Origin of the sequence: Nocardia gamkensis NBRC 108242, from assembly GCF_001612985.1 — a bacterium.
In the GTDB taxonomy this organism is placed as follows: domain Bacteria; phylum Actinomycetota; class Actinomycetes; order Mycobacteriales; family Mycobacteriaceae; genus Nocardia; species Nocardia gamkensis.
Genome location: NZ_BDBM01000015.1, coordinates 146,175 through 160,999 on the forward strand (window position 1 = coordinate 146,175; position 14,825 = coordinate 160,999).

Consider the following 14,825-nt stretch of genomic DNA (forward strand, 5'->3'; position numbering starts at 1 on the left):
CGCCGATGGCGACGAACAGACGTCGAATTCGCCGGTTCCCTTGGTACGCACCGATCACGATCGAGTGCCGTACCACCAGCGAGGTAGGGAGCTGCAGCTCGTCCGCGCGACCTCGAAGGGTGAGTTGCGGCACCTGATCCCGTTCCTTTCCGGGGGAGACCAGAACGTCGCAACGCTGCTGCTCCTGGAGGGACTGCCCGTCTCCGTCACGGCGGAACGATTGAGCCGCCCGGCAAGCTCGGTGCGACAACGCCAACATGAGATCGCCGACCTGCTGGCGGCAATGCTGTTGTCGGAGAATTGGGAACTACTGCTGGTCGAGGCGGTCCACGCGCACGATCCGGAGATATTGGCAGCCTGTTTCCCGCGACTCACCCGTCTCCAGCAGCAGTATGCCGACCAGTATTTGGCACAAGGACTTTCGACACATGACATCGCGAACGCCCGGGGCATCCAGCAAACGACCGTCAACAAGCTGCTGCGACGAATTGCCCACATACTGACGGGACAACTCCCGCCCACATTGGTGCGGCGTTATCTGAGGGCGGGCGCGCTTCGTCGAGTAACGCTGGCGGACATCGCCGTCCGGGCCGGAGTGACCGAGGGGACGGCGCGCCGGGTACTTGCCGGCGGACACGCCGATCCGAAGACGGAGCAGCAGATTCGGACGGAGGCCGCTCGGCTCGGATGGGCAAGTAGACGTCCCGGCGTCGTGGTGGATTATCCCGACGAGAAGTCACCGGTCCCGGCGGTCCACGAGGGCACCGCCGACTATCCGCGCCGCGGCAGGGCGTTTCGGATCATCCGCTCCGCACCACCGGCAATGCTGACAAAATGCATCGGTCAACTTCCGCCGGAACTGCAAGCAGGCGGCGCCCTGTTGTACTCCGACGAGCTGACCATCGAGGAGAAGTCGAAGGCACTGGGTTTGTCACCGGCGCGGGTCGCCGCGCTGCGGCAGGCCGCCGCGCCGCGGCTGGCGGCGTTGCTGTCCATCGGCGTGTTGCTGACCGACGGCTCGGCGATGTTCCTGATCGAGGCGATCGCGGCACACTACCCGGATGCGCTGGGGGCGTGCTACTCGCAGCTTTCGCGCACCGAGTGGGAATACGCCGATCTGTATCTGGTGCAGGGCCTCTCGCAATCCGAAGTCGCTGGAGCGACGGGCCGCAGCCAGAGCACCGTCAAGGGCGCGCTGTATCGGATCGCGCACGTGTTGGCCGGGGAACTCTCACCAGAACTGGTGTCGCGGGTGCTGAGCCGAGGCCCGCTCCGGCGAGTGACGCTCGACGATGTAGCCACTCGGGCGCAGGTAAGCAAGGCACAGGCAGATCGCGTGCTCAACGGTCGCGGCGGAGTGAATCCCGAGACGACGAACCGGGTGCGATCGGCCGCCACGGAGCTCGGCTGGACGCAGCAGCGGCGCGGCATCGTGGTCGTGACCGAGACGGGTGCCGAGCCGATCGAACCGGCGAGCGTGACGCCGACGACGCGATCCACTACCTCCGATACGCGGCCGACATCGACCGCTGATCGCGTCGACCCGGTTGCGATCGACCTCGGCGATCCGGACGAGCCGGCGGGCAACGAGGACGTCGGCGGGGACGCGGTATCGCGGTTGAGCCCGGCGGAGGTCGGTGTATGGCTACGCGACGAACTGCGCCGACTGACGCGCAATCCCGACGTCGAGGTCCATGGATTCGACCGGCCCGATCTCGACCCGGAGACTATCCGTGAGATCGCCCGGGCTCTGGTCGACATGGCCACGCAGCATCCGCAGGTCGATATCGGCAGCATCGACATCGACTGGCTCTCGCCGAAGACGGGCGGGGCGGCGATGTCGAAGACCAATCCCATCACCGGTTTCGTCACAACCGAATATATGACATTCAACGTCGACTTGGCCACGAGTCCGAACAAACTCCATCGGTGGATGCAGGACCGAATCGACTCCGGGATGGCGCATCCCAGCATGGCCGTCCGTCCCGCGTATGCGATCGTCGTGCACGAGTTCGGCCACATGCTCGACTACGCGGGACGGACGGACGCTCGATACCGTGCCGACGAGATGCTGTTCGATCATTACAAGGCAAATCGTTTGGGGAAGAATACTTACGCGGCGTACACGGCCTGGCTGCGCCGCAACCTGACCGCCTACAGCTTCGACAAGAACGGCTATTTCAATTCGACCGAGGCGTTGGCCGAGGCCTTCGTCGATGTCGTGCTCAACGGCCGCGACAGGGTCAGCGAGCCGGTGGGGCTGCTCTATGACCTGCTGGTGGACTCCGTCGCCGCACCACGGACGACGGCCGACGGCGGCGAGGCGGACCACTCACCGGCCCCCGAGCCCGAGCAGGAGGTTACGCAGGTCATCGGCCAGATGCGCGACCTGGAGAGTGCGCTCGGGCAACTGGCCGACAGCGCCGGAATGATCGACCTGCCCGTGCTGCTTCGTATTCGCGCGGAATTGCACGCCCTCGTCGACGACCGGCTGGCAGCCCGCCCGGATGCCGCGCGCCGGCACGATCAGACGATTGCCAGGCTGCGGGATTTGACCTCTCGCTCGGACCTCGCCGTGGGCGATATCCGAACGCTCGCCGAGATCGTCCCGATGAAACGCAGCCGAATGGCAGGGTTGTTGCCCGGGGCGAATGATCGGTACGTCCAAGCGCTGCTTGCGGCGGCCCGTTCGCTGCTCGCGGATCTCGACGCAGACCGGCCCTCGCGCGTGGTCGTGGACATGGCTATCAGCGACTTCTTCTACGGCCTCCGTGCCGCGGTCGACGATGTGGTGCGAGAGTTGTACTCCGGCAGTGGCTCCGAGTGGACCGTACAGCGCTTGCTCGACAACAGCCGTTCGATGCTGTCCGCTGCCGAGGCCGCTCGGCAGGCCATCACCGACGCGTGGCGCCGCATCCCTGAGGATCGGCTGCTGCCGCTGTTGTCGGAACTCGCCCGAGGCCGGCTCAGCCGAGATGACGTCATCGATACCGTCATCGCCAGATTCCCCGCGCCGCTGAGTGTGTCGGGCGGCGCCCAGGATGCATTGCGCCGGGCAGAGAATGCGGCGTTGCGTAGCTACACCGAAGCCGCGGTGCGCGGGTACGTGTTCGGGGAGCAAGACGCGCGGACCATTACGGCCTTCGAAGAGGCCGCATCGAGGGTGCGCGCCGCGGTGGGTCTGCCAGAGACCGATCGGGATCTGTCCGCCGAGGTGCGCGACGCCGTGGCGATGCCGCCCGGCTCCCCGAACACCGCACATCCGTCGACGCACACAAGAACGACCCCGGGCAACAGCGCCGAACCCGTCGCGATCGACCTCGGCGACAGCGAGCGCGAACCCGAACCACCGATCGACAACGCCGGACCCGACACGCATCGGTCCGAGACGGGTACGACTGGGGATCCCGGGCGACAGCCAAGGGCGGACGGCGGCGCGACGCCGGGGCGGCCCCCGGAACCGCTCCGACGGCAGCTGGAACAGCTTGTCGCGCAGCGTCGTACCGTCGAGGCCGTCGCGCTGCTCCGGGACACCTTCGCGCACAACGTATTCCCTTGGATTCAGGCGAACCTGCGAACGCCGAGAGTAGCCAGGGAAGTCTTCGACGAGGCGTGTGCGCATGCGGTGGCACAGTTCGGCCGGATCGGGCAGCGCGACGTCGAGGAATGGATTGTCCTCAACGCCAGAAATATCATGGCCCAGCACCGTGAGATCGCCGAAATCTGGCATCACATTCAGGATTTCGTGGTCCTCGGCGCACGATTGCGCGCTTCGGATCCGCTGGCCACGGTGTTGGCCGCGGCGGATACCGTGCAGGTGCGCCGACACATGCGCGCGCTCACCCCGACCCAGCAGCAGGCGCTACGCCGATTCGCGTCGAGGCGTTCGGGTCGCGATGCACAGTTCGAGATGCCCGGTGACCCGGCCACCGAGTCCCTCGCGCTGTGGCATGCGGTCTGCGAACTGGCCGCGGCGGTTGCCGAAGAGGGCGGCGTGCAGGCGTCACTCCCGGACGCACCGAGGCCGCAGCGTGCGAAATCCAGCAACACCCCCGGGCCGACCGCCGCATCCCGGACCGAGCCTGGAAACACTCCCCCCACCTCGGATTCTCGTTCAGAGCCTGCGGACAATGCGGCCGCCTTGCCGGATATCCCCGCCGAAGCGACGGCCGCGGAGTTGGTGGTGGCGCTGGCCCGCAACGCAAACGCCCGGATCCTGCCACCGATCGTTCGGGAGGCACTGAACACCGACCAGCAGGCGCTGCGGGGCTGCATCGAACAACTTGCCCCGTCGCAGCGACGGATTCTCCAGCTTCGCTTCGGACTCGAGATGTCACCCGACCGAACCGCGGATTGGCTGGATCGCAGCCCAGGGGCGGTCCGCACCGCACAGCATGCCACCTTCGCTCGTCTCGCTCGCCTGCTACAGGAGCATGCGGGCAATCAAGCCTCGGCGGTGGTCGAGGAGGCTCGGGAACAAGATTCCGACGCATTCCACCGCTGTCTGGCCGCCCTCGGTGAGAAGCAGCGTGCCGTCGTCAGGGACCGGCTCGTACTCGGGCATGCCGGTCCCGAACTGGCCGAAGCGCACGGAAGGGATCACCGCAATACTTTTTATCGCGGCATCCAACGACTTTCGGCGCTGCTGCTCGGTGATGCGCAAGCGCGTCCCGGGGCGGAAGCCGATCGGGAACTGGTTGAGCAGACCACGCAGGAAGCACTCATCCTCGCTCTCCCCGGACTCACCAACGACACGCACCGACAGACGCTGATATTGCGGTTCGTGCGCAGCCTGCCACGCGCGGAGGCCGCGGAGGCGGCCGGCGTCGGCAGTCGTGCGTTCGAGATGCGGGAGTTCCGCGCGATCCGTGCCGTCGCCGAACTACTGCGCCCAACCACCGACGCACCGGCAACGACCGAGCCGCAGCCACGCCCGGCGGTGCTGTCGGATCGTGAGACCGAGATCCTCCGAATGCTCCTGGCGGACATGTACTTCACCGAGATCGCCGCAGCGCTGGCGATCACTTCGGCAGCCGTCCGCACGCACGCCCAACACATCTACCGCAAGCTCCGGGTAGGCAACCGGGCACAGCTCGCGCAGGCGGCACGGTCCGCCGGAATCGATCTCCCCCACCCCAACGAGCAACCGGAAGCAGCCGAGAGCGACCACCGTCCGGCAACGAGATCCACTACATCGGAGGCGACTCCGCCATCATCCGGCAACCACATCGACCCTGTGGCCATCTACCTCGACGACGGCGATGAGTCCGAGCTGAGGACAGCCTCATCCTCAGGGACGAGCCGATCCACCTACGACACAATGCCACTGCAGGGAATTCCGCTCGAGCCTGCGGACGACATCGAGCTGGTGTGGCCTGAGGTGGATTCGCGCGGCTGGTTCGTGGTGCCCGGAACGGGGCGCGACAAGCAGCCCTTTCACACCAGCAACCCCGGAAATGGCGACCCATTCATCCTGCTTGCCAACGGAAAGTTCGTCACCGTCGATGGGTTGCACGAGGATCTGCTCAGCGCACTCCTCGCGCGAGGCGTATCGCTGGATGAGATCAGCGGCTTCGGATGGTGGCGGGTCAGCGGCCGGGTGAAGGGTCTCGATGCGTTCAGCCAAGTTTTCGAGGAATGGAACGGGGATCCTATGAACCCGGCGCAGATCGTCGACGCCTTGGAGAACAGCGGAGCCGATCTCGGCGTGTGTGAATTCGACGCACAGTTCGGTTCCGAGCACCAGGGCCTGATGTGGCGAGGCGCCGCAGCCGAGATGCCTGTCGGACAGATACTCAGCCACGAAGGCGACGCATACAAGCTGCTGTCCGGCTACTCGTCCGCCGACGACGGCGCGGGTAACCGCGTTGTCTTCTGGAACGACCTCGTCGCCTGGGAAGCGACCGCCGAGGGCCAGTCGTTCACCATCCGGGTCAACGCGGCCCGAAGTGAACCTGCCGAGGGCACGATCACTTTGCGCGCCGACGGTGAGTCTGTCACAGCGCATTACACCGCCGTCCGGCTCGGACCGGATCGAGCGCGAGCAGCGGCCGCGTGGTCGGTCGTGCACGACGAGTTCACCTCCTGGCTCACCGAATCCGGCGCGTCCTGGGCGATGGGCAGCGAAACGGCTCCAACCGAGGATATTCCCGTCGCGGCCACCCGACCCGCGACAGTGGCGGAGTCGGCCCAACGGTCCGAGCGAATCATTCGTGCCGAGCCGGAGGGCCGATACAGCCCGAACGCGGTCTCGGAAGCCGCGTCCTGGCTGGCCGGACAGCTCGACGGCTGGCCCGCGGAACAAGTGAACCTCGCGTGCGCCGAACTCACGGCCATGGTGACCGACGCCGCCGAACACCGCCGCGGCAGGATCCATCTCGTGGTGGAGACAACCGATGACCGGCTGCGCGTGACGCTGCTCGACACGCACGCCGCCTCGATGCCACGGAACGCGCGAGGTGGTATCCCGACTCGCTCCGGTCTCGCTGTCCTCCCCGGACGGGCTGTGGCAGCCGATGATCCGACGCCGATAAGCTCCGGCGTCGAGCTGTTCAAACGCCATGAGCACGGCTGGCACCAAGCCGTATGGTTCGAACTGCGTAAGCCTCACCCGGACCAGGGCCCAGCGCGAGCCGAGGCACCGCGATCGGCGGAAGAGACTCTCGGCCACCGCATCGACCCAGTCGCAATCGACCTGCTCCCCGAGCCCCAGCCGGATGACCCGGCGGGTGACGGGCATCGAGCCGACGCGGATGCACTGCGAGCGAGGCTGGAGTGGTTCCGACGGAATGCTGCCGAAGGCGATGTGGCCCTCACGCGCATCCGGAACGGCATGGGCCGGGTGCATCTGGCACATGACCCGACGGGAAATCGGGCGGACGAGATCATCGACGCGTTCCGGGAATACACCAAATTCGCCGGGCCCAACATGCCACTACGCGCCATGGGCCGAAACCTGACGCCGCATCAGCGAATCGAACTGGCACGACGGGAGGTGACTCGGGAGGAGGTGCTCGCGGCGGGAGTCGGCCTCGGCTGGCCGGAAGCTCGGTTCCGGGAGGAAGCCGGCATCATCACCGCCCAGATCAACCGGATGGACTGGGCATTCCGGAACGCCCTTCCATCCACCGGACCGGTCACAATGATCCGAAAGCTGGACGATCTCGTGCGGGCCTTCGGTCGCACCGACAACTTGCTCGGTTACCGATCGATCAACTCCGGTTACACGTCGCTTTCACTGTCGGATGACGTGTTCGCGGATCACGATGTCGAGGTCATCGTCTACGCGGATACCGGATCGGCGCTGATCGCCGTGGAGTCGGTTTCGGCAATGGACACCGCGGGCGAGGGTGAGTACCGCGAACGAGAAATCATCGCCCCGCGTGGATCGACTCTCGTATTGCTCACCGAGCCAACCGCAGTCGACGGCAAAATAAGACTCGAAGCCGAACTCGTCACCGGGTTCGCTGCCCACCTGCGCGATCGCTCGGTGTCGAGCCACGGCAGCGGAAACACCCGCGATAACAGAAAGACCCCCGGCAACGGCATCGCCCCCGTCGCGATCGACCTCGGCGACGAAGACGCCGAGGACGACAATTCTGCCGAAGGTCCGCTGACCGACGCTCCTTTGCATCCGCTCGACGGCGCTCAAGTAGTACGGCTGATCCTCGACAGCCAGTCGGTACCGGTGCAATGGCAACCCGTCGCGCAGCTGCCGGAGAGTATGCTGCTCGCCTCGGCCGCCGAGCCGGATGTCGACCTCGACGCGATCCGTCAGGGATGGGAAGCGCTCCAGGACGATTATCCGGAATCGGGGTGGCGAATCGGCGGAGGGCTGTTGTTCCGTGGCGACACGCGTCCGCGCAGCGTCCTGTGGGCGGACGGGTTCGTCCCGCTGTCACAACGCGACGGCAGGGTTGTCTACACGACGGTGCGGGTGAATCGGGCGGCCGATTACGGCCAATCGGTGATGATGGACGACGAGACCTCGGAGTGGAGCCTCGTCCATCAGATCTACGTCATCGACGCGCCCGGCGGATTCGGAGTGGTGGACGAGAACGGCGGCGTCGTCTCCGTGCACTGGCCGGGTGGCCTGCGTAGCGACCGCGTCATGGGCTGTTTCGAGATTCCCGCGCAAATCTGGCAAGGCGATTTCGCCGCCCAGGCCGAAGAGTTGCCGCGGTACTGGCGCCCCAACCCCGGATACTCGCCGGACTAGCCGACCGATACATCGTGCAGCCGCGCCTGCGAGTCGGCGGCGTATTCGAGGACCGAGGAGCGCGGTGATCATCTCCTCGACCGCCTCCTCGAGATCGGCACCATCGGCACGATCAGGAGACCTTCCAGGAAGGCGAAATTCGCCCCCGTCCTCGGCAACCGTCCGTAGGGAGAGCGGACTCGACGCAATGCATCAGCACGTTCACCTTTCAGCCGCTTGCCACCCCGGGGCGCTGGCCCATTTCTCGCCGGCGAGCACGACGTGGTCCAGAAAGCGCAGACCTACGGTTCGGGCCGCTTCGGTTAGGAGGGTGGTGGTGCGGCGGTCGTCGGGGCTGGGGGTGGGGTCGCCGGAGGGGTGGTTGTGGACGATGGCGAAAGCTCGGCCGTCGTGGCGGAGGACGGTGTTGAGGATTTCCCGGACCGGGACGGCTACCTGGTCGACGGCGCCCTCGGCTACGAAGACCTTCTGACGCAGACGGTTCTGCGCGTCGCATACGAGTACCAGCAGGCGCTCGACTCGGGAGCCCGCGAAGTGCGGGCGCGCGGCGGCGGCCACGTCGGCGGGGCTGGTCAGCCGGATCGATGTGTCCGGCCTGCCGCGGGCTCGCGCGCCGAGGTGGAAGGCGGCGATGATCGCGGCGGCCTTCGCGACGCCGACGCCCGCTCGGCGTGACAACTCCTCCGGGCGCGCCGACGCCAGCCCGGCGAGCCCGCCGTGCTCGACCAGCAGTTCCACCGCCAGGTCCAGCGCGCTCGCACCGCGCCTGCCCTGGCGCAACAGCAGAGCCAGCAATTCCGCGTCGCTTAAAGCGTGCGGCCCGAGCGCGAGCAACCGCTCGCGCGGCCGCTGCGTCACCGGCACGTCGACTAGAGAGACCGCCATGACTCCCACCCCTCGGTCACGCCAACAGTGATCGGGATTCTGCCAGTGGCCACCGACACATCGCGCCGCCACACCCATATGCTGGCTGTTGTGCGGTTCGGTTGCCGAGACGGTCGCGAACTGGGGAGTTGATGGCGATGTGGTACCTGAAGGCGCAATGGCACCACGACTTCGACGACGAGCCGGTCGAGCTGCTCAGCGAGATCGGCGACGACGGTTTCGAGGTGCGCAAGGTCGAGGTGTTCCGCGACGGGCACGCCGACTGGGCCGATTCCGGCAGCGGCACCGGTACGACCGAGCTGGGGCAGATTCCGGTTCCGACCCCGGAGGAGATCAATGCCGAGACCGAGTTCACCGCGCTCCAGATCGACGCTCACGAGTTCGAGGCGGTCTGGCAGCGCGCTCTCGACGAGCAGCGGCCCGTATCGCCCAGGTAGCCGAATGGACGTCTGCGGAAAGCGCCTAGCGGTCCACCACCGCGACGTCCGGTAGCCCGACGAACGCCTTCGCGGCGAGCCGTTGCAGATTGTGCAGCTGACGCTCGTGCACGACGATCCGGCGCAAGGCCTCGTTGATGGTGGCGTCGCTGGTCGACGTGCCCATGATGGCGGCCGCCGCGGCGAGTAGGTCCTGGTCGAGATCGATCCGCACGGATGTCATGCGCCCTCCTTCGTACTTTCGCCATCTTGCGGCATAACGCGGGCTGATGTCCGGCAAATCACGAACACGGACTTGCTTTCATACCCTACGGGGGTATAGTTCCGGTCATGGAACACAGGCACGACCCGTTGAGCGAGCACGCCTCGCACACCGCACACGCGACGCAGCACACCGCGCACCACTCCCCCGCTACCTGGCGGATGGCGGCCATGGCCACGCTGCACTGCCTCACCGGCTGCGCCATCGGCGAGATCCTCGGCATGGTGGTCGGCACCGCGCTGGGCTGGAACAACGCCTCGACGATGGTGCTGGCAATCGTGCTGGCGTTCGTGTTCGGTTACGCGTTCACCATGCGCGGCGTATTACGGGCGGGCCTGCCGTTGGCGGCCGCCATCGGTACCGCGCTGGCGGCGGACACGGTGTCCATCACGGTCATGGAGATCGTGGACAACGCCGTGATCCTGGCGGTCCCGGGGGCGATGGACGCCCACCTGGACACCGTGCTGTTCTGGACCACGCTCGCCTTCGCCTTCGCCGTGGCGTTCGTGGTGACCACGCCGGTCAACAAGTGGCTGATCGGACGCGGCAAAGGCCACGCGGTGGTGCATGAACTGCACGGCGCGCACTGATCAGAACGACGCCCTATCCGCGCCTTCCACTTCCGGATTTGCGCGCAATAAGCCCGTTCGGCTAGGCAGATTGCCCAGCTGAACGGGCTTTTGTTGTCGCCGGGTCTCGGTGGTGCTTGCATCGAGTTATGTTCACCGAGGCGCAGTTGTACTCGCCGGTGACCCGCACCGGCGACGGCGACGTGACCGTGCACCTGAGCGACGAGCACCCCGGCGTGCACGATCCGGCATACCGGGCCCGGCGCAACGCCATCGCCGCGCTGGCGCTGGACTACGCGCCGGGCAAGCCGCTGCCCCACATCGCCTACACCGACGAGGAGCAGCGGGTATGGCAGATCGTGTCGGCCGAGCTCGCCCGCAAACATCGCAGCCATGCCAGCGCGGAGGTACTCGCGGCAGCCGAGGCGCTGTCCTTGCCCACCGATCACATCCCGCAACTGGACGAGGTCTCCGCCGCGCTGGCACCGCTGACCGGATTCCGCTACGCACCGGCCGCGGGCCTGGTGCCGCTGCGCGAGTTCTTCGGCTCCTTCGCGGATCGGATCTTCCACTCGACGCAGTACATCCGGCATCATTCCGCGCCGCTGTACACCCCCGAACCGGACGCCATCCACGAGATCATCGGTCACGCCAACCAGATCGCCAGCCCCCGCTTCGCGGCGATCTACGCGACGGTCGGCGCGGCGGTCGCGCGGCTGAGCACCGACCGCGCATTGAAATTCCTGGCCGACGTCTTCTGGTTCTCGATGGAATTCGGCGTCGTCCGGGAACACGGTGAGATCCGCTGCTACGGCGCGGGCCTGCTGTCGTCCTACGGCGAGATCGAGGAGTTCCGGCACGCCGAACTGCGCCCGCTCGACATCGCCCAGATGGGTACCGCGACCTACGACATCACCCACTACCAGCCGATTCTCTACTGCGCGGATTCGATCGCCGAGATCGAGGACGTGATCGGCGGCTTCTTCGCGACCATGGACGACGACACCCCGGATCGGTTCCGGCAGGCCAGCACCGCCGGGGCATAGGGCCGGTCCGAGGCTCGGCCGTCAGGGCCGGCGATCCGGCCCGAGCGGGAGTCCGGCGTCCAGGAAATCCATCGTGCGCGCGATGTTGTCGAGGTTCATCGGCGCCATCGCCTGGACCGCCAGCCCGGCGCCCGTCATCGCGCCTGCCGCCACCCGCACCTCGAAGTCGTCGGGCGAGCGGCCGAGGTGATCGGCCAGCAATCCGGACAGCAGATCGATGCTGCGCATCATCTCCAAGCCGATCGCGGAGCGCAGTTCCGGCACGTGGAACAGCAGCGCTTGGCGCTCCTGCTCGAACGCCAGCTCGGCGGCGGGCAGGTTGGCGAAGACCTCGCGCACCGCCTCGCGGAAGGCGGCCATCGGGCGGACGTCGCGCGGCTGACGGCGCAGCGCCTCGATGATCACCGGATCGAGATCGTCGGCCAGTACCAGCTGTTCCTTGGACGGGAAGTAGCGGAAGAAGGTGCTGGGCGAGACATCGGCGGCCGCGGCGATCTGCTCGACGGTCGTCTCGTTGTAACCCTGCTCGCGGAACAGCCGGAAAGCCTCGAGACGAATCGTCCGCCGGGTCCGTTCCTTCTTCCGCTCGCGCAGACCTCGCGCCGTCCCGTTCGCGGGTAGCTCAACCGACATGAATCGATTCTGCCGCACCCGGCTCCCGCGCCCGGTCGGGTTGCCGCACGCGGATGAACGTCGCCGTGAGCACGGCCGCCAGCAGGCACAGCGCGGCGCAGGCCCAGAGCATCGCGCTCATGCCACCGAGGAAGGCGACCTGCACCTGGTGCAGCATCGACTGATCACCCAGGTGGCGCGCCGTGGCGACGCCCGCGTTCACGCCGTCGTCGATCGGTTCGCGGTTCAGCGCGCCGAGTTCGGACCGATACCGGGTGGCCAGCACGGTGCCCAGCACCGCGACGCCGATGGTGCCGCCCGCCTGACGCAGCGCCTGCAACAGCGCGGAACCGGAGCCGGAGCGCTCCGCGTCCAGTTCGCCCATCGCCATGCCCATCGCGGCGGGCATGACCAGACCCATCCCCGCGCCCAGCAGCGTCAGCCACACGGCGGTGAAGCCGTAGCCGCTGTCCACGGTGGTGAGCGCGCCCAGCACCAGGGAACCGGCCAAGACGGTGAACCCGGCGGTGATCACGACGCGGATGCCCAGTTTCGGCAGCACCTTGTCGACCAACCTGCTGCCGACCAGCAACCCGCCGATCAGCGGAAGCAACCGCAGGCCGCTGCCGAGCGCGTCCACGCCGAGCACCGCCTGGAAGTACTGCGGAACGGTGAAGAACATGCCGAACATGGCGAAGTTCACCACGATGGAAAACCCCGTGCCCCAGCGGAATCCGTCGGCGGTGAACAGGCCGAGATCGACCAGCGGATGCGTCGCCCTGCGCTGCCAGGCCAGGAAGGCGCCGAACAGGAGCACACCCGCCGCGACAATGCCCCAGGCCAGGCCGTCGCCCCAGCCCTCCTCCCCGATGCGGATGAAGCCATACGTCAGTCCGAGCATGCCCGCGGCCGACAGCACCACCCCGGGCAGATCGAGCCGGAAGCGTCGCGCGCTGCGTGATTCCGGTACCAACGCGGTGACGGCGAGCGCGCCGATCACGACCATCGGCACGTTGATCAGGAACACCGAACCCCACCAGAAGTTGCGCAGCAGCCAGCCGCCCACGATCGGGCCCAGCGGAAGACCGATCGCGGTGGAGGTGATCCAGATCGTGAGCGCCCGCTGGAGGTCGGCCGGCTCGGGGAACATCGCGGGCAGCACCGACATCGACAGCGGCATCATCGCCGCCGCCGCGAGCCCGAGGACGACGCGCGCCGCGATGAGCTCGCCGGGCGAGGTGGCCACGGCGCAGGCGACGGACGCGACACCGAACAGCACTAAGGCGGCCAGCAGGAACTTCTTGCGGCCGTAGCGGTCGCCGAGCGCGCCCGCGGGCAGCATCACCGCGGCCAGCGCCAGCGTGTAGGCGCTGCTGAACCATTGTAGCGCTGCGGTATTCGCGTTCAGGTCGACCGCGAGCGTGGGCAGCGCCACGGTCAGCACGGTGACATCGAGCCCGATGGTCAGCATCGCCACGGCCAGCGCGCCGAGGGCGAGCCAGCGGCGGGTCGAGTCATTCTTCATGACGCCTCCAAAAATGGTAGATACAACTTTTTGATAGTAACTGTCATTTGGTAGTAAGTGTCAATACCTGAGTTCGGAGGGACGAGTGTGTGCGGCCGATCACCGGCCCGCTCGCTAGGCTCATCGGCGATGAAGATCACTCGCCGTGCCTTGCTCTGCGTGGGCGCCGTGCTGGCCGTCGCCGCGATCGCAACGACGGCCGCGCCGTCCCTCGCCCAGCCCAGCACCACTACGCCGTTCACCACCCCGAACACCGACGGCTGCCCGCAGAAGACGTTGCCGCCCGCGCCGATCGACGCCTCCGAGGTGCCCGCGCCCGGACAGTCGGCTCCCGCACCACTGCCGATCCCTTCCCCGCCGATCGGCGGGCCCCGTCTCGGGGAGTGCGGCGTCGTGCTTCCCAAAGCCGCACCGCCCGCCCCGCAGGAGATTTCGGCGACGGCCTGGTTGGTGGCGGACCTGGACACCGGCGAAGTGCTCGCGGCGAAGGACCCGCACGGGCGCTACCGGCCCGCCAGCACGATCAAAGTGCTGCTGGCCACGCTGGCGCTGCGCACGCTGAATCTCGACAAGGTGGTGGTCGGCACGCAGGCCGACGCCGATGCCGACGGCACCCGGGTGGGTATCGGCCCCGGCGGCCGATACACGAATCGGCAGCTCATGCAGGCGTTGATCATGGCCTCGGGCAACGACGCCGCGCATGCCATCGCCGCGCAACTCGGCGGCGACGCCGCGACCGTCGCGAAGATGAACGACCTCGCGAAATCATTGCGCGCCATGGACACTCGCACGGCCACACCGTCCGGGCTGGACGGGCCCGGGATGAGCACTTCGGCCTACGACCTCGCCGTGCTGTTCCGCGAGGCCATGACCATCCCGCTGTTCGCGGAGCTGATCCACACCGAGCAGGCCGACTTCCCTGGCTACCCCGCCGACCCGGCGGTCCCCGGCGACACCGACCGCCCCGGCTACCCGATCGGCAACGACAATCAGCTGCTCTACAACTACGACGGCGCTCTCGGCGGAAAAACCGGCTTCACCGACGACGCGCGCCAGACCTTCGTCGCCGCCGCCCAGCGCAACGGTCGCAGGCTCGCCGTCACTCTGCTCAAGGCCGACGTGCGGCCGATCCGGCCGTGGGAACAGGCCGCCCGCCTGCTCGACTACGGATTCGCGTTGCCCCGCGGCGCCTCGATCGGCAACCTGCCCGGCGCGGTGGTAGCCCAGCGCGATCAGAGCGCGGTCACGCTGGCCGCGCCGCCCACGGCGGG

General features: G+C 67.4%; 9 protein-coding genes (1 of these 9 only partly in view). 5 read left to right on the forward strand and 4 right to left on the reverse strand.

Annotated features, from left to right (window positions below; translation table 11 throughout):
- On the forward strand, positions 1–8,218 hold the end of the coding sequence (locus NG1_RS14920; protein WP_062971178.1) for a sigma-70 family RNA polymerase sigma factor. The gene continues 21,911 nt to the left of window position 1, outside the view; 8,218 of the gene's 30,129 nt are visible here — the last part of the coding sequence; its start codon lies off the left edge, out of view; the stop codon is at positions 8,216–8,218.
- Positions 8,219–8,419: 201 nt separating this feature from the next.
- Here NG1_RS14920 and radC read toward each other — a convergent pair whose 3' ends face one another.
- Entirely contained in the window at positions 8,420–9,103 is a 684-nt protein-coding gene (gene radC / locus NG1_RS14925) for a RadC family protein (RefSeq protein WP_062971181.1), read from the reverse strand.
- A gap of 131 nt (positions 9,104–9,234) precedes the next feature.
- Here radC and NG1_RS14930 point away from each other — a divergent pair, with 131 nt between their 5' ends.
- On the forward strand, positions 9,235–9,540 hold the full coding sequence (locus NG1_RS14930; RefSeq protein WP_218018968.1) for a DUF6881 domain-containing protein: 306 nt from the start codon (positions 9,235–9,237) through the stop codon (positions 9,538–9,540).
- Positions 9,541–9,565: 25 nt separating this feature from the next.
- Here the strand turns inward: NG1_RS14930 and NG1_RS14935 are convergent, their stop codons facing one another.
- Positions 9,566–9,763: a type II toxin-antitoxin system VapB family antitoxin gene (locus tag NG1_RS14935; RefSeq protein ID WP_062971183.1), complete on the reverse strand. Its 198-nt coding sequence runs from the start codon at positions 9,761–9,763 to the stop codon at positions 9,566–9,568.
- 107 nt (positions 9,764–9,870) lie between these two features.
- Here NG1_RS14935 and NG1_RS14940 point away from each other — a divergent pair, with 107 nt between their 5' ends.
- On the forward strand, positions 9,871–10,392 hold the full coding sequence (locus tag NG1_RS14940; protein WP_062971185.1) for a DUF4396 domain-containing protein: 522 nt from the start codon (positions 9,871–9,873) through the stop codon (positions 10,390–10,392).
- A gap of 128 nt (positions 10,393–10,520) precedes the next feature.
- Entirely contained in the window at positions 10,521–11,417 is an 897-nt protein-coding gene (locus NG1_RS14945; RefSeq protein ID WP_062971187.1) for a phenylalanine 4-monooxygenase, read from the forward strand.
- Between the two features lie 21 nt (positions 11,418–11,438).
- Here the strand turns inward: NG1_RS14945 and NG1_RS14950 are convergent, their stop codons facing one another.
- Both NG1_RS14950 and NG1_RS14955 read right to left on the reverse strand, forming a co-directional pair.
- A complete protein-coding gene (locus NG1_RS14950) occupies positions 11,439–12,050 on the reverse strand; it encodes a TetR family transcriptional regulator (RefSeq protein ID WP_062971188.1) in 612 nt (203 codons plus the stop codon).
- Positions 12,040–13,554 carry an MFS transporter gene (locus NG1_RS14955; protein ID WP_062971192.1) on the reverse strand — a complete coding sequence of 505 codons (1,515 nt, stop codon included), beginning with the start codon at positions 13,552–13,554 and terminating at the stop codon, positions 12,040–12,042. Before NG1_RS14955 ends, NG1_RS14950 begins: the two co-directional genes overlap by 11 nt.
- A gap of 129 nt (positions 13,555–13,683) precedes the next feature.
- Here NG1_RS14955 and NG1_RS14960 point away from each other — a divergent pair.
- On the forward strand, positions 13,684–14,825 hold a 1,142-nt coding region (locus NG1_RS14960), incomplete at its 3' end, for a D-alanyl-D-alanine carboxypeptidase family protein (RefSeq protein WP_062971194.1).